Origin of the sequence: Paraburkholderia fungorum (genome assembly GCF_046026025.1) — a bacterium.
Classification (GTDB): Bacteria; Pseudomonadota; Gammaproteobacteria; order Burkholderiales; family Burkholderiaceae; genus Paraburkholderia; species Paraburkholderia fungorum_E.
The window spans coordinates 125,780-140,454 of the sequence record NZ_JAQQFL010000024.1 but is presented as its reverse complement, the minus strand read 5'-3'; the positions used below and the strand labels follow the sequence as shown (position 1 = coordinate 140,454).

Genomic DNA, 14,675 nt, shown 5'->3' with positions numbered 1-14,675 from the left:
GCCGCAAAGAAAAGTAGGCAAAAGAAAGCGGCTCAAACCGCCAGCTCATAAGCGGGTCCCCTGGCTTGGAGGGGGCAGTGGTGCATCTGGAATCGGTGCCCCCGCACACTCCGCACTGGTGACAAGGCACTCATTCGCTCCCACTCCGCACTACGTGCGTCGCGGACGGGTCTGCCAGGGAAATCAGGCGCTACACTTTGCAGAGCTGACGTTTTTTGGAAACGGGTTTCGGCGCGCGCAGCGCCGCCGGAAGTATGACGGCTTTGTCACTATGGCTGAATGTGCGAGGGCACGGATTCCAGATGCACCACTACCTCCTCCAAGCCAGGGGACCCACTTAAGAATTAGCGGTTTGAGCCGCTTTCTTTTGCCTACTTTGCTTTGCGGCAGGCAAAGAAAAGTAGGTGCCCCCCCGCACAGGGGGAACGCTAATAGACCACTAACAAAGCAAGGAAAGGCCAACACCAACACCAACGCCAGCACCAACACCACAAAACCACACCCCCCAAGCGCGAGCAAAAAAAACAACTTCCTCAACCACCCACAGCAACAGAAGCCACAGAAGAAGGACACAAAGGCGCAACAAACCCACCCCCCTTCCCGGCGGAGCCACCTTTAGGCACAGCAGAAACCATAGCCTGCACAGCAGCAGCCACCTGCAAAGCAATCCGCTGCAACGCCGCCCGATGCCCATTAACCAGCGCGTCATAGCCGTCGCCAACCGGCTCACTCACCACACTCCGGCAAGTCATCACAGCAGTCCCACGCACGGCCCGCACACTCCACACCGCATCGATCAACGCATGCGACCCCGGCCATGACTCGAACCGCTGCACATTCATGCTGACCCGGTACACCGGCGTCGCATCCGGATACGCAGTGCCATACACATCGATCGTGTTCAACTGCTGCGTCAGACTGGTCGACAAAGCACGGCGAATCTCGTCACCCGGCAACGAAGCCCAGCGCTCCTGCTCGAGCACCTTGACCTGCGTCGGTCCGGTCTGCACCACAAGCTGGTTCTTCGCCACCTGCGGCGGCACATCGATCGGCGCGACTTCGATCAGCCACGCCGGCGCAGCCGAAGTCCGCGCGCTAACCGGCGCCGCGGACCCGGCCGGCACACCATCGGCGCCGAGCGTATAAAAGCGGCTGCTCGGCGACGAACACGCCGCCATCGCCACCAGTCCGGCCAGAGCGCCGACATAAACAGCGCCGCGCACAAGCCCGCGCGGTGGGCGGGGGAGCCGGGCAAACATCATGGTTTATCTCCTGTTTTACCGCGCAACAGCGATTCCGGATGACGCTCCAGATAATCCGACAGCGCATTCAGCGACTGCAATGTGCGTGTCAGTTCCTGCAACGCCTGATGAACATCCGACTGCAACGGCGAGTCCTGCTGCAAGGTTGCCTCGGCCGAACCGAAGGTCTGCTTTGCCGCGGCCAGGGTGTCGCGCGCCTGCGGCACGACTTCCTTGTCGAGTCGCGTGAACAGCTGATCAGCGTTTTTCAGCGCGCTGTTCAGGTTCGAGCCGATCTGGTCGAACGGCACCTTGTCGAGCTTCTTCGCAATGTCGGCGACTTGCAGTTGCAGTTCGTCCAGCGTGTTCGGAATGGTCGGCAATTCGAGCGGATCACCCGTCACGTCAACCGTGGCCGGCGGCGCTTTCGGGAAAATATCGAGCGCCACATACAACTGGCTCGTAATCAGATTGCCGGTGCGCAACTGGCCGCGCAGGCCATGCTTGACGAGCTGTTGCAGCAAGGTTTGACCGGCGAGCGTGCCCGGGGTCGGCGCAGTTTCGCGGAAACGCTTGCCGAGGCGGTCCGGGTACAGGTTCATTGTCACCGGCATCGTGAAGCTGCGCGTCTTCGGATCGTAGTCGATGCCAATGTTGGTCACCTGGCCCAGCACGATGCCGCGGAAATCCACCGTAGCGCCAACCGACAAACCACGCAGCGACTGGTTGAAGTTCATGACCACACGCAACGGCACGCCGTCCGGTTCACGCATCGCGTCCGATTCATCCGGGGCGAGGCGGAACGTCATATTGTTCGGCGCCTGCGCGCCCACACCCTGGCCCATTGGCGACTGGAACGACAAACCGCCGACGATCACCGTCGCGAGCGATTGCGTATTCAGTTTGAAGCCGCTCGAGTCGAGCCGCAGATCGACCCCGCTCGCATGCCACCAGCGCGAGTTGGTGCCGACGTACTGGTCGAACGGCGCCGATACGAAGACCTGCATTGTCACGCCGGTGCCGTCCTTGTCGAGCGAGAAACCGACCACCTGACCCACCTGCACGCGCCGGTAGAAAATCGGCGAACCGATGTCGATCGAGCCGAGCGACTCGCCATGCAGAATGAACTGGTGGCCCTTCTGGTCGCCCGTGATAGGCGGCGGCGTTTCGAGGCCGACGAAGTTTTTCTCGGTGTCCGGCGAATGACCGGCGTCCGCGCCGATGTATGCACCCGAGAGCAACGTGGTCAGTCCGGACACGCCACTCGCGCCGACGCGGGGACGCACCACCCAGAAACGCGAATCCTTGACCGCGAAATTTTCGCCTTCCTTGGTGAGCTGCACCTGAACCAGCACGTGCGACAGATCTTTGGACAACGTGATGGTCTTCACCGAGCCGACGTCGACGTCCTTGTACTTGACCTTGGTCTTGCCTGGCTCGAGGCCCTCGGCGCTAATGAAACTGATGGCGATGGTCGGGCCTTTTTCGGTCACCGATTTGATCACGAGCGCGATGCCGATCAGCGCGGCGATCAGCGGAATCACCCAGACGAGCGAGGGCAGCCAGCGGCTGCGTGGCTCGATGTCGGGATCCGGCAATTGAGGCGGCAGCTTCGGTCCGTTCGAATCGTTGCGCGGCGCATCGGAGGCGGGCGTCGGTCCTTGCGGGCTAGTCATGGTCGAGGTCCTGAGGTTTTGGGGTACTGCCTTCCACGTTGTCCCAGATGAGCCGTGGATCGAATTGCATGGATGCCATCATCGTCAGGATCACCACCGAGCCGAAGGCGATCGCGCCCGGTCCGGCCGTGATCACGGCAAGCGACTTGAAACGGACCAGCGCGACGGTCAGCGTGACGACGAACACGTCGAGCATCGACCAGCGCCCGATCTTTTCGACCATCCGGTACAGCGTGGTGCGCTGATCCGGCCGCCAGCGCGAGCGGCGCTGCGCAGTGGCGGTGAGCAGCACGAGCACACTGAGCTTGAGCATCGGCACCATGATGCTGGCGATGAATACGATCACGGCCAACGGCCAGTCGCCCGAAGTCCAGAAGTACACGACACCGCTCATGATGGTGTCGTCTTCCGACCCGAGCAGCGACGACGTGTGCATCACCGGCAGCAAATTCGCCGGAATATACAGCAAGGCCGCGGCGATCAGCAGTGCCCAGGTGCGCATCAGGCTGTCAGGGTGGCGCCGGTGCAGTACCGCGCCGCAACGACTGCAGTGTTGCGGCGTGATGGAACGGATGCGCGGCTCCACGCGTCCGCACGCGTGGCAAGCGACCAGGCCGGCGCTCTTCGCGGTCACGTATTTCATCGTGCGCTCATCCTTGATGCGGCGCCGGCGGCGCGCCCGGCGGCAATGCGGGTTGAACCGTGCCTTGCACCGCAGGCGGCGCGGGCGGCCCATCAAGCGAACTGACGGCAAGCGCCGCGCTGTCAGCGGCGGTGCGCGGCAGCGGTCTCTTGCTGCGGTCGTTCAATTCGTCGGCGAGGTCCCACAGCACGCGCGGATCGAACGTCACGACCACCGCGATCATCAGCGTCAGCACGCCGAACGCGAAGAGCGCCGCTTCGGGAATCACGCGTGCGAGACTCACCATCTTCACGATGGTAATCAGCACGCCGAGCATAAACACTTCGATCATGCCCCATGGCCGCACGAACTGAATGGCGCGCAACACGCGATTGAAGGCGAGCGGCACATAGCCGGCGCGCAGCGGGATCAGCACGTAGAGCAGCGCGACCAGTTCGGTCAGCGGGAACAGGATGGTCGAGCAGAACACCATGACCGCGACGATCTGCATGTCCTCGCCCCATAGCGCGATGAGCGCGCCGAACAGGGTGGTTTGCGAGGTGATGCCGTTGGTTTCGAGTTCGACGATCGGGAAAGCCTGGGCGATGATGAACGTGATCAGCGCGGCCAGCGTCATCGCACAGATACTGTCGAGCTTGCGGGAGACGCCGCGATAGAGCGTCGCGCCGCAGCGCGGACAGCGCGCGACCGTGCGCCCGACAAGCCGCGGCTTGCTGAACAGGGCATCGCATTCATGGCACGCGATCAGGTTGTCATGTTCCATACGGCAGAAGGGCTAACGACGTGAGGACGGGCGTGCAATGCCGGTTTCGGGGCAGGGCCGGAGAAAAAGTGCAGCAATCAGCGTGGAACAATAGTATCAAACGCGCTTTGCCGCTGCGCCAGGCGTTGAACCCGGTGCAAGCGGTGAACCGGGCGTCGTCGAAAACGGGACTAGTCTTACACAAAAATGCTTCTCTCAGACAGCCTCCGTCCCCAATTGTTCAATGCCGGCCGGCAGGCGGGAGAATTTTCATGCGGGTGGCATTCAGCTCAGTCGGCTTTGCATGGGATCAGGGTAAGCGCTTTGCATGGGACGGGAGTAAGCGCTAAAGCGCTGACTCCCGTCGACAGCTTTGCATGGGACGGGAGTAAGCGCTAAAGCGCTAACACCCGTCGACAGCTAAAACGCTAACTCTGGTCCCCCGCAGCCAGCTTTTTCCGCTTGCGGTAGCATGGCGGCCTTGGCGTGTGCCGCAGCCGCCAGCCTTTCCATCAAATCGCACGATGCCGCATGCATGGGCGGCGTGGAATAGCCGAGCCGGCTGCGCCGTTAACCTCTCTTAGCTTGCGTTGACCTGTCATGGCACTCAATCCTTCTTTCGGCGGCCGGGAGTCGTACACGCGGACGGCTATCGCTTTTCACTGGCTGATCGCGCTGCTGATCGTATGCGGCTTCTCGCTCGGTTGGGTGATGACCGACATTCCCGGCTTCACGCCCACCAAGCTGCGCTACTTCTCCTGGCACAAATGGATCGGTGTGACGGTGTTCGCGCTCGCCGTGTTGCGCATTCTGTGGCGCGCCACCCATGCTTCCCCGCCGATGCCGCGCCGCATGCCGGCCTGGCAGCGCGGCGCCGCGCATCTCACGCATCTGCTGCTCTACGTGCTGATGATCGTGATTCCCGCTTCCGGCTATCTGTATAGCTCGGCGGCCAACGTGCCGGTGGTGTACCTCGGGCTGATTCCGCTGCCGCGTCTGATCGCACCGGACCCGCATCTCAAGGAACTGCTGAAAAACGTGCATATCGCGCTGAATTACACATTGCTCGTGCTGGTCGCGTTGCATGTCGCGGCGGCGCTCAAGCACCAATGGCTGGACCGCGACGGCTTGCTGTCGCGCATGCTCCCTTTCATCAAATAAGGATAACCATGAAAGTTTCGTTTTATCGTTACATGCTCGCGGCGTTCGCAGCAGCCTCGCTGACCGCGGCCGGCAGTGCGCTCGCGCAGGTCGACGTCACCAAAAGTTCGGTGACGGCAACCTCGAAGCAGATGAACGTGCCTGTGGAAGGTAAATTCGGTAAATTCACCGCGCAAGTGAAGTTCGACCCGGCAAAACCGGCCGACGGCAGCGCACAGTTCAGCATCGACGTCGGCAGTTACGACCTCGGTGACGAAAGCTATAACGACCAGGTTCGCGGCAAGGACTGGTTCGACGCGAAGACCTATCCGAGTGCAACCTTCGTCTCGAGCGCGATCGCCCCGGCCGGCGGCAATCAGTTCAAGGTCACCGGCAAGCTGACCATCAAGGGTAAATCGCAGACCGTCGTGGTGCCGGTCACGGTCACGCAGCAGGGCGCGACGCAGACATTCGACGGTTCGTTGCCAATCAAGCGCTCGCAATTCGACATCGGCACCGGCGAATGGAAAGACACCTCGGTGGTCGCCGATGAGGTGGTGATCAAATTTCATATCGTTGCCGCACGCAAGTGATAGTCGCTGCGCTCGTTGGGCGCAGCCGCTATCCTTCAAGAATTTCAGAAACGTAAGGAGCCTGAATTGAAAACTTCCCTGTTGATCGCTGTCGGTGCATTGGCGTCATCTTTCTCGCTCGGCGCATTTGCTGCCGTCGACACTTATCAGCTCGACCCGACCCACACGTATCCGAGCTTCGAGGCGGATCACTTCGGCGGCCTCTCGGTGTGGCGCGGCAAGTTCGCCAAGAGCTCCGGCACGGTCACGCTCGACCGCGCGGCCAAAACCGGCACAGTGGATGTCACCGTCGATCCGGCTTCAGTCGAGACCGGCAACACCAAGCTCGATGAGCATCTGAAAACGGACGCGTTCTTCGACGTCGCCAAGTATCCGTCGGTGACCTACAAGGGCACGGATATCAAGTTCGACGGCGACAAGCCGGTCGAAGTGATCGGCAACCTGACGATCCGTGGCGTGACCAAGCCGCTGAATCTGAAGATCGAATCGTTCAAGTGCATGCAGCACCCGGTGCTCAAGCGTGAAGTGTGTGGCGTGGAAGCGAGCGCTCATTTCGACCGCAGCGAATACGGCATGGACTTCGGCGCCAAGTACGGCTTCAGCATGGACACCAAGCTGCATATCCAGTCCGAAGGCATCAAGCAATAAGCGCTTTAACCAGCCTTTCGCCGATTTGTATTCAAGGCGAGTCATGGTACGGCGCGTTGCGCCGCAACAAAAAAACCGCTTCGTTCGCTTTTGCGACGAAGCGGTTTTTTATTGGCCGCCTGAAACGCCGAAAGCCTTGCGCGGCGGCCACGGCTTATTTGCCGCTCGCATCGGTTTAATTTTTCAGGTACATAGAGCGCTGGTTCCGTACTGGTTGTGCGCGCACCCAGTTCGGCAATGTCCAACGTAAAACCTACGTTAAAAATATTTCGCGCGCATTGGAGATCTGCATGAATACAACGACAGCAGCAAGCCTCGCGGGGAGCCGGCAGAATTCGTGGCGCGCGGTGGTTGCCGCCTCGATCGGCAACGCGCTGGAATGGTTCGATCTGGTGGTCTATGGTTTTTTCGCGGTCATCATCGCGAAGCTGTTTTTCCCGGCGGGTAACGACACGGTTTCGCTGCTGCTGACGCTGGGCACTTTCGGCGTGTCGTTCTTCATGCGGCCGCTCGGCGCGATCGTGATCGGTGCTTACGCCGACCGCGCCGGGCGCAAGGCGGCGCTCACGCTGTCGATCCTGTTGATGATGTGCGGCACGCTGATCATCGCGGTTCTGCCGACGTATCAGAGCATCGGCATCGCGGCGCCCGTGATTCTCGTGCTGGCGCGTCTCATGCAAGGTTTTTCGGCGGGCGGCGAATTCGGCAGCGCCACGGCCTTTCTTGCGGAGCACGTACCGGGGCGGCGTGGTTTCTTCGCGAGCTGGCAGGTGGCGAGCCAGGGACTGACCACGCTGCTCGCGGCCGGCTTCGGCGTGGTGCTGACCGGCAAACTGTCGCCGGAGCAGATGGCCTCGTGGGGTTGGCGCGTGCCGTTCTTCTTCGGTCTTCTGATCGGACCGGTTGCGTGGTACATCCGCACCAAACTCGACGAAACGCCTGAATTCCTCGCGGCGGAAACCACCGCGACGCCGTTGCGCGATACCTTTGCCAGCCAGAAGCTGCGCCTCGTGATCGCGATCGGCGTGGTGGTGCTCGGCACGGTGTCGACCTATCTGGTGCTGTTCATGCCGACGTACGGCGTGAAGCAGTTGGGATTGGCGCCGTCGGTTGCGTTTGCGGCGATTGCGCTGACCGGCTTGATCCAGATGGTGTTCTCGCCGCTGGTCGGCCATCTGTCGGACCGTCACGGGCGCACCACGATCATGCTGATCTCGGCGTTGCTGCTGCTTATCCTGATCAATCCGGCCTTCGTGTATCTGGTCGCGCATCCGACCTTCGGCACGCTGATTGCGCTGCAGATCGTGTTCGGCTTTCTGATGACCGGCTACTTCGCGGCGCTGCCCGGTTTGCTCTCCGAGATGTTCCCGGTGCAGACGCGTACCACGGGCATGTCGCTGGCCTATAACATCGCCGTGACGATCTTCGGCGGCTTCGGGCCGTTCATCATCGCGTGGCTGATCAGCTTCACGGGGTCGAAGGCCGCGCCGAGCTACTACATGATTCTCGCCGCGGCCATCAGCCTGGTGGCGCTGATGGCCGCGCGCCGCAAGCTTGGGTTTCGCTGAGTCTGTGCTGCGTTACGCTGCCCGGCGATAGCGTCTCGCGACAGCGCAGGGCAGTCGCCCGGGTGGAGAGATAGTCAGACAGCGCCGGGTGACAACACAGTCGTGAAGGCGGTAAACGTAAAAGGCCGGTTCGTGAGAACCGGCCTTTCTTTTTGCGAGCGGGTCAGATGTCCGCGTGCGGCAGGATCAGACTTGTGCGCCTGCGTTTGGATCGTCCGGATCGGTGCGTTCCTTCTTGTCCTTCACCAGATCTTCGCGCTTCACGCCGAGCCACATGGCGAGCGCCGCTGCGACGAACACCGACGAGTAGATACCGAACAGAATACCGACCGTCAGCGCGAGAGCGAAGTAGTGCAGCGTGGGGCCGCCGAACAGGAACATCGACAGCACCATCATCTGCGTGCAACCGTGGGTGATGATCGTGCGCGACATCGTGCTGGTGATCGCGTGGTTGATCACTTCGATCACGGTCATCTTGCGTTCGCGGCGGAAGGTTTCACGAATCCGGTCGAAGATAACGACGGATTCGTTCACCGAGTAGCCGAGCACCGCGAGTACCGCGGCCAGCACCGACAGCGAGAACTCCCACTGGAAGAACGCGAAGAAGCCGAGAATGATGATCACGTCGTGCAAGTTCGCGATCACGCCGGCGATTGCGTACTTCCATTCGAAGCGGAACGACAGATAGATCACGATGCCGATGACCACACAGGCCAGCGCCATCAGGCCGTCGGTCGCGAGCTCCTTGCCGACCTGCGGGCCGACGAACTCGACGCGTTGCAACTGCACCTGCGGGTCCTGGCCCTTCAGCGCGCCCATTACCTGGTCGCTCTGTTGCGCCGACGTGTAGCCCTGCTTGAGCGGCAGACGGATCAGCACGTCGCGTGAGGTGCCGAAGTTCTGCACCTGCGCGTCGGGATAGCCCAGCTTGTTGAGCGTGCCGCGCACCGGTTCGAGCGGTGCGGCGCCCGGATACTGCACTTCGACGACGGTACCGCCGGTGAATTCCACCGACAGATGCAGCCCGCGATGTAGCAGGAAAAATACAGCAGCGACGAACGTCAGCAGCGAGATTGCGTTGAAGATCAACGCACGCTGCATGAACGGAATGTCTTTGCGGAAACGGAAAAATTCCATGGTCTTGTTCTCCGGGACTCAGCGGGATGAACCCGGTTTCTGCGGCGTGTTCGACGAACCCGACGCGTCGCGACGGCGCACGGTCGGCTTGCCACGCGCCTGTGCAGCAGCTTTGGCCTTGGGCTTGGCGCTTGCCGCGGCGACGGCACGTGCGGTGTCGGTCGCGGCGTCGTCGTTACCCAGGTAAGCTGCAGCGCCGTCGATACCTTCCGGTTGCGGACGCCACACCTGACCGATGGCCAGCGACTTGAGCTTCTTCTTGCCGCCGTACCAGAGGTTGACGATGCCGCGCGAGAAGAACACCGCCGAGAACATCGACGTCAGGATGCCGATACAGTGAACCATCGCGAAGCCGCGCACCGGGCCGGAGCCGAAGGCGAGCAGCGCGAGGCCGGCGATCAGCGTGGTGACGTTCGAGTCGAGAATCGTCGCCCATGCATGTGCGTAGCCGTTCTGGATCGCCAGTTGCGGCGGCGCGCCGTGGCGCAGTTCTTCGCGCACGCGCTCATTGATCAGCACGTTCGCGTCGATCGCCATACCGAGCGCGAGCGCGATAGCGGCGATACCCGGCAAGGTGAGCGTGGCCTGCAACATGGACAGCACGGCGATCAGCAGCAACAGGTTGACCGACAGGCCGATCATCGAGATCACGCCGAACAGCATGTAGTACGCGATCATGAAGACGGCGATCGCGACGAAGCCCCACACCACCGAGTGGAAGCCCTTGTTGATGTTGTCCGCGCCAAGGCTCGGGCCGATCGTGCGTTCTTCGATGATGTCCATCGGCGCGGCCAGCGATCCGGCGCGCAACAGCAGCGCGAGGTCGGCGGCGGCTTGCGGGTTCGGCTGGCCGGTGATCTGGAAGCGGTCACCGAGTTCCGACTGGATGGTCGCCACCGTCAGCACTTCGCCCTTGCCCTTTTCGAACAGCACCATCGCCATCGGCTTGCCGATGTTGTCGCGCGAGACGCTGCGCACTGCGCGGCCACCCGCCGAATCCAGACGGATATTGACCGACGGGCGTTGATGTTCGTCGAAGCCTGCCGATGCGTCGATGATGCGGTCACCCGTGAAGATGATCTGCTTGCGCAACAGCACCGGCGTCTGGTTGCCCTGGGTGAACAGTTCGTCGCCCGGGGGCACCGGGTCGCCCGGATTCGGATGCGTGTTGACCGGGTCGGCGAGACGCGCTTCGAGCGTTGCGGTTCGGCCGATGATGTCCTTGGCCTTCGCCGTGTCCTGCACACCCGGCAGTTCCACCACGATACGGTCCGAGCCTTGCTGCTGGATCACCGGCTCGGCCACGCCGAGTTCGTTCACGCGGTTATGCAGCGTGGTGATGTTCTGCTTGAGCGCGGCGTCCTGCACGGCTTTCTGCACCGCCGGCGTGAACGTGCCGACCAGTTGCACACCGCCGTCCGGGTTCGTTTGCGAGGCCCACTGGAGTTCACTGATGCTGCGGCTCAATTGCTTGGATGCCGCATCCGCCGTGGCCTGGTCGGCGAAATTGATCACCACCGTCTGGTTGACGCGGTTCACGCCGCCGTCGCGGATGTTGTTGTCGCGCAGCATGGTGCGAGCATCCGATGCATCGGAGTCGAGCTTCTTGTTGAGCGCGCCGGCCATGTCGACCTGCAGCAGGAAGTGCACACCGCCGCGCAGATCGAGACCGAGGTACATCGGCAGGGCATGCAAGGCGGTCAGCCAATGCGGCGACGCGCTTTGCAGGTTCAGCGCCACGACGAACTGCGGATCGGTCGGGTCGCTGTTCAGCGACTTCTGCAGCAGGTCCTTCACACGCAATTGCGTGTCGGTGTCCAAGAGCCGCACGCGAATGTTCGCGTTGGTCGACGAATTGTCGAACGTGACGTCTTCAGGTTTGATCTGATTGGCAGCAAGCGCCGCTTCGACCGCCGACAGCGTAGTCGAGTCGAGTTTGACCGTTGCCTTGCCGCTCGACACCTGCACCGCCGGCGCTTCGCCGAACAGATTGGGCAGGGTGTACACGAGGCCGATGACCAGAGCCACCAGCATCACGGCGTATTTCCAGAGGGGGTAGCGATTCATGAGTGGTCCAACGGGAAGGTTGGCTTGGAAGCGATGCGTCCGGCGATGAGCGCGGGCGGTTCAGCGTTGTTTTGCGAAAACCGCCGGCGAGGCCGCGCCGGACGCGAGAGAGCAGGCCTTACAGCGACTTGATCGTGCCCTTCGGGAGAATCGTCGTGACCGACGCTTTTTGCACGGTGATTTCCGTGCCTTCCGAAATTTCGACGCCGACGTAAGCCTCACCCACCTTGGTCACCTTGCCGACGATGCCGCCATTCGTCACGACTTCATCGCCCTTCGCCATGGCGGAGAGCATGTTGCGATGTTCCTTCTGGCGCTTCATTTGCGGGCGAATCATGATGAAGTACAGCACGCCGAACATCAGGATCAGCGGCAGGAAGCTCATCAGGTTCGATTCAATGCCACCTGTTGCTGTGCCTTGGGCGAAGGCATCGGTAATGAACGACACGTTGGTCTCTCCGTTATAAATCGAAACAATCAAAAAAATCAGCCGGTTATTCTACCACTGGCCTGACGGGGGTCGGCGCGGCGAATCGGCTTTCCGATCAACCGTTTAAAGCCTTTTTTGCCGTGCGCGAAAGTTAATTGTAAGGTTTTCCGCGCAGTGCCAACCGATTCTTCCGTCAAATTCGTTAGTCTCGTCAGCCAATTCCCGCTTGATTCCCGTTTGCCGGCTAGCCGATGCCGCGCGCGCGGTTCTCATGGAAGCGCTTGCGGAAGGGCTCGAACAGTTTTGCGTCGATCGCATCGCGCATTTCCTGCATCAATTCGAGGTAATAGTGCAGGTTGTGAATCGTGTTCAACTGCGCACCGAGGATTTCCCCTACACGATGCAGATGGTGCAGGTAGCCCCGGGTGAAATTTCGGCAGGTGTAGCAACCGCATTGCTCGTCGAGCGGGCGTAGCGAGTTCTTGTGCGCGGCGTTGCGGATCTTGATGTCGCCGAAACGGGTGAAGAGCCAGCCGTTGCGCGCGTTGCGGGTCGGCATCACGCAGTCGAACATGTCGACGCCGGCGGCCACGCCCGCCACCAGGTCTTCCGGCGTGCCGACGCCCATCAGGTAGTGCGGCTTGTCGGCCGGCAGCTTCGGGCCGATATGGTTCAGCACGCGCATCATGTCTTCTTTCGGCTCACCGACCGACAGGCCGCCGATTGCGAGACCGTGGAAATCCATGTCCGCGAGACCCGCCAGCGATTCGTCGCGCAGGTCCTCGAACATGCCGCCCTGCACGATGCCGAAGAGCGCGTTCGGATTGCCGAGGCGGTTGAATTCGTCGATCGATCGTTTGGCCCAGCGCATCGACATGCGCATCGAATCGGCGGCTTCCTGATGCGAAGTCGGTACGTTGTTGGTCGCGTACGGCGTGCATTCGTCGAATTGCATGACGATGTCCGAGTTCAGCACCTTCTGGATCTGCATCGACACTTCCGGCGACAGGAAAAGCTTGTCGCCATTGATCGGGGACGCGAACGTGACGCCATCTTCAGTGATCTTGCGCAGATCGCCAAGCGAAAACACCTGAAAACCACCTGAGTCCGTCAGGATCGGTTTCTTCCAGCCCATGAAGCTGTGCAGGCCGCCGTGTGCCTCGATCGTTTCCAGGCCCGGGCGCAGCCACAGGTGAAACGTGTTGCCGAGGATGATCTGCGCGTGCATTTCTTCGAGCTCGCGCGGCTGAACCGCCTTCACCGTGCCGTAAGTGCCGACCGGCATGAAGATCGGCGTTTCGACCACGCCGTGATTCAGCGTGAGGCGACCGCGCCGCGCCTGGCCGTCGGTGCCGAGCAGTTCGAATTTGAGGCCGTTGTCAGGGCGGGCGGGGGTGTCCTCGCCGTGGCTCGCGCAGGTATTGCAAGTACCGCTTGTATCGTGGGTATGACCGTCGGTCATGGAGACTCCTGTGCTACCGGAAAACAGTCCGGCGCAAATAGTGGATGCCGCCGGGTAAGCCACGGCGGCTGGGTAAAGAAAACTCGAGATACAACAACGATCCGCAGCGGCACGCGTGCGCAAGAAGGCCGGAGCGATTGCCGTTACACCAACACGGCAAGGAGCGGCAGACTACCGCGCGCGCTGCCGGCGCGCAACGCTATCGCACGGGAAATCGCCGTGCGGCACGGAACGGTTCAGACATCGCGGCGCGTCAGCAACATCGCGTCGCCATAACTGAAGAAGCGGTAACGCTGTTCGATCGCATGTCGATACGTTTCACGGATAGTCTCAACGCCCGCGAATGCCGACACCAGCATCAGCAGCGTCGACTTCGGCAAATGGAAATTCGTCACGAGCCGGTCGACCACGCGGAATTGATAACCGGGCGTAATGAAAATATCGGTTTCCGTGCTGGCCGCGCCGAGCGGGCGTCCGGCCGCTTCGGCATCGCGCGCGGCGGCTTCGAGCGCGCGCATCGACGTCGTGCCCACCGCGATCACGCGGTTGCCGCGCGCGCGCGTCGCCGCGATCTTGTCGGCGAGCGATTGCGGCAGGTGATACCACTCGCTGTGCATCTTGTGCTCGGCCAGATTCTCGACCCGCACCGGCTGGAAGGTGCCCGCGCCGACGTGCAGCGTGAGGGTCGCGCGCTCCACGCCGCGGGCGTCGAGCCGCGCGAGCAGCGCGTCGTCGAAGTGCAGGCCGGCGGTGGGCGCGGCCACCGCGCCGGGGTTCTGCGCGAACACCGTCTGGTAGCGGGTTTCGTCGGTCGAGTCGGGATCGTGCTCGATGTACGGCGGCAGCGGCAGGCGGCCGAATTGTTCGATCAGCGTCAGGCAGTCGTCCGGGAAATGCAACGTGTAGAACGGCTCGACGCGCTCGCCGACCGTCACGTCGAACGCGTCGGCCAGACGAATCGTGGTGCCCGGCTGCGGGCTCTTGCTCGCGCGGATCTGCGCGAGCGCTGTGCGCTCGCCGGTCAGACGCTCTACCAGTACTTCGATCTTGCCGCCACTGGCCTTCTGGCCGAGGAAGCGCGCCTTCAGGACTTTGGTATCGTTGAAGACCAGCAGATCGCCGGGCGCGATGCACTCGGGCAGCTCGGCAAAGCGGCGGTCTGTGAGACGCGCGGGGCTCACCGTGTTGTCCACTTCGAGCAGACGGCTGGCGCTGCGCTCAGGGAGCGCCACTTGCGCGATCAGCTCGGGTGGCAGATCGAAATCGAAATCGGAAAGCGTAAACATGCGGACGACTGGAAGCGAATTGGGACTGAATTGAGCCGAAGC

The 14,675-nt window shown here is 61.9% G+C and carries 14 protein-coding genes; 4 read left to right on the top strand and 10 right to left on the bottom strand.

Features of this window, described 5'->3' with window-relative positions:
- Nucleotides 1-533: 533 nt before the first annotated feature.
- From PQR67_RS24565 to PQR67_RS24550, 4 genes are read right to left on the bottom strand one after another with little or no spacing between them, the layout of a single operon-like run.
- Nucleotides 534-1,262, bottom strand: coding sequence for a PqiC family protein (locus PQR67_RS24565; RefSeq protein WP_408464961.1), 729 nt, complete (start codon nucleotides 1,260-1,262; stop codon nucleotides 534-536).
- Nucleotides 1,259-2,917: a PqiB family protein gene (locus PQR67_RS24560; RefSeq protein WP_408464959.1), complete on the bottom strand. Its 1,659-nt coding sequence runs from the start codon at nucleotides 2,915-2,917 to the stop codon at nucleotides 1,259-1,261. Before PQR67_RS24560 ends, PQR67_RS24565 begins: the two co-directional genes overlap by 4 nt.
- Nucleotides 2,910-3,560 (bottom strand): paraquat-inducible protein A, encoded by a 651-nt coding sequence (locus PQR67_RS24555; RefSeq protein ID WP_408464957.1) that lies wholly within the window; start codon nucleotides 3,558-3,560, stop codon nucleotides 2,910-2,912. Before PQR67_RS24555 ends, PQR67_RS24560 begins: the two co-directional genes overlap by 8 nt.
- A 7-nt stretch (nucleotides 3,561-3,567) precedes the next feature.
- The gene (locus PQR67_RS24550; RefSeq protein WP_408464955.1) at nucleotides 3,568-4,323 is read right to left on the bottom strand and encodes a paraquat-inducible protein A; all 756 of its coding nucleotides are present in this window, start codon (nucleotides 4,321-4,323) and stop codon (nucleotides 3,568-3,570) included.
- A gap of 579 nt (nucleotides 4,324-4,902) precedes the next feature.
- On the opposite strand from PQR67_RS24550, the gene PQR67_RS24545 reads away from it, so the two are divergent.
- The 3 genes from PQR67_RS24545 to PQR67_RS24535 all read left to right on the top strand — a co-directional run bounded on the left by PQR67_RS24545 (nucleotide 4,903) and on the right by PQR67_RS24535 (nucleotide 6,683).
- Nucleotides 4,903-5,463: a cytochrome b gene (locus PQR67_RS24545; RefSeq protein WP_408464953.1), complete on the top strand. Its 561-nt coding sequence runs from the start codon at nucleotides 4,903-4,905 to the stop codon at nucleotides 5,461-5,463.
- Between the two features lie 8 nt (nucleotides 5,464-5,471).
- The gene (locus PQR67_RS24540; RefSeq protein WP_408464951.1) at nucleotides 5,472-6,035 is read left to right on the top strand and encodes a YceI family protein; all 564 of its coding nucleotides are present in this window, start codon (nucleotides 5,472-5,474) and stop codon (nucleotides 6,033-6,035) included.
- Between the two features lie 78 nt (nucleotides 6,036-6,113).
- Nucleotides 6,114-6,683: a YceI family protein gene (locus PQR67_RS24535; RefSeq protein ID WP_408464973.1), complete on the top strand. Its 570-nt coding sequence runs from the start codon at nucleotides 6,114-6,116 to the stop codon at nucleotides 6,681-6,683.
- A 41-nt stretch (nucleotides 6,684-6,724) separates the two neighbouring features.
- Here the strand turns inward: PQR67_RS24535 and PQR67_RS24530 are convergent, their stop codons facing one another.
- Complete coding sequence (locus PQR67_RS24530) at nucleotides 6,725-6,928, bottom strand: hypothetical protein (protein WP_408464950.1); 204 nt, start codon at nucleotides 6,926-6,928, stop codon at nucleotides 6,725-6,727.
- Between the two features lie 45 nt (nucleotides 6,929-6,973).
- On the opposite strand from PQR67_RS24530, the gene PQR67_RS24525 reads away from it, so the two are divergent.
- A complete protein-coding gene (locus PQR67_RS24525; protein WP_408464948.1) occupies nucleotides 6,974-8,251 on the top strand; it encodes an MFS transporter in 1,278 nt (425 codons plus the stop codon).
- 186 nt (nucleotides 8,252-8,437) lie between these two features.
- Here PQR67_RS24525 and secF read toward each other — a convergent pair whose 3' ends face one another.
- The 5 genes from secF to queA form a co-directional block, all read right to left on the bottom strand.
- On the bottom strand, nucleotides 8,438-9,388 hold the full coding sequence (gene secF, locus PQR67_RS24520) for a protein translocase subunit SecF (protein ID WP_408464946.1): 951 nt from the start codon (nucleotides 9,386-9,388) through the stop codon (nucleotides 8,438-8,440).
- Between the two features lie 18 nt (nucleotides 9,389-9,406).
- The gene (gene secD / locus PQR67_RS24515) at nucleotides 9,407-11,455 is read right to left on the bottom strand and encodes a protein translocase subunit SecD (RefSeq protein ID WP_408464944.1); all 2,049 of its coding nucleotides are present in this window, start codon (nucleotides 11,453-11,455) and stop codon (nucleotides 9,407-9,409) included.
- Between the two features lie 118 nt (nucleotides 11,456-11,573).
- The gene (gene yajC / locus PQR67_RS24510) at nucleotides 11,574-11,903 is read right to left on the bottom strand and encodes a preprotein translocase subunit YajC (protein ID WP_169486259.1); all 330 of its coding nucleotides are present in this window, start codon (nucleotides 11,901-11,903) and stop codon (nucleotides 11,574-11,576) included.
- A gap of 226 nt (nucleotides 11,904-12,129) precedes the next feature.
- Entirely contained in the window at nucleotides 12,130-13,347 is a 1,218-nt protein-coding gene (gene tgt, locus PQR67_RS24505; protein ID WP_408464942.1) for a tRNA guanosine(34) transglycosylase Tgt, read from the bottom strand.
- Nucleotides 13,348-13,583: 236 nt separating this feature from the next.
- Nucleotides 13,584-14,633, bottom strand: coding sequence for a tRNA preQ1(34) S-adenosylmethionine ribosyltransferase-isomerase QueA (gene queA, locus PQR67_RS24500; RefSeq protein WP_408464940.1), 1,050 nt, complete (start codon nucleotides 14,631-14,633; stop codon nucleotides 13,584-13,586).
- Nucleotides 14,634-14,675: the final 42 nt, after the last annotated feature.

Excerpts from the sequence above, each read along its gene's own strand:
- PQR67_RS24565 (WP_408464961.1), bottom strand. The coding sequence starts at position 1,262 with ATGATGTTTGCCCGGCTCCCCCGCCCACCGCGCGGGCTTGTGCGCGGC.
- PQR67_RS24560 (WP_408464959.1), bottom strand. The coding sequence starts at position 2,917 with ATGACTAGCCCGCAAGGACCGACGCCCGCCTCCGATGCGCCGCGCAAC.
- PQR67_RS24555 (WP_408464957.1), bottom strand. The coding sequence starts at position 3,560 with ATGAAATACGTGACCGCGAAGAGCGCCGGCCTGGTCGCTTGCCACGCG.
- PQR67_RS24550 (WP_408464955.1), bottom strand. The coding sequence starts at position 4,323 with ATGGAACATGACAACCTGATCGCGTGCCATGAATGCGATGCCCTGTTC.
- PQR67_RS24545 (WP_408464953.1), top strand. The coding sequence starts at position 4,903 with ATGGCACTCAATCCTTCTTTCGGCGGCCGGGAGTCGTACACGCGGACG.
- PQR67_RS24540 (WP_408464951.1), top strand. The coding sequence starts at position 5,472 with ATGAAAGTTTCGTTTTATCGTTACATGCTCGCGGCGTTCGCAGCAGCC.
- PQR67_RS24525 (WP_408464948.1), top strand. The coding sequence starts at position 6,974 with ATGAATACAACGACAGCAGCAAGCCTCGCGGGGAGCCGGCAGAATTCG.
- secF (WP_408464946.1), bottom strand. The coding sequence starts at position 9,388 with ATGGAATTTTTCCGTTTCCGCAAAGACATTCCGTTCATGCAGCGTGCG.
- secD (WP_408464944.1), bottom strand. The coding sequence starts at position 11,455 with ATGAATCGCTACCCCCTCTGGAAATACGCCGTGATGCTGGTGGCTCTG.
- tgt (WP_408464942.1), bottom strand. The coding sequence starts at position 13,347 with ATGACCGACGGTCATACCCACGATACAAGCGGTACTTGCAATACCTGC.
- queA (WP_408464940.1), bottom strand. The coding sequence starts at position 14,633 with ATGTTTACGCTTTCCGATTTCGATTTCGATCTGCCACCCGAGCTGATC.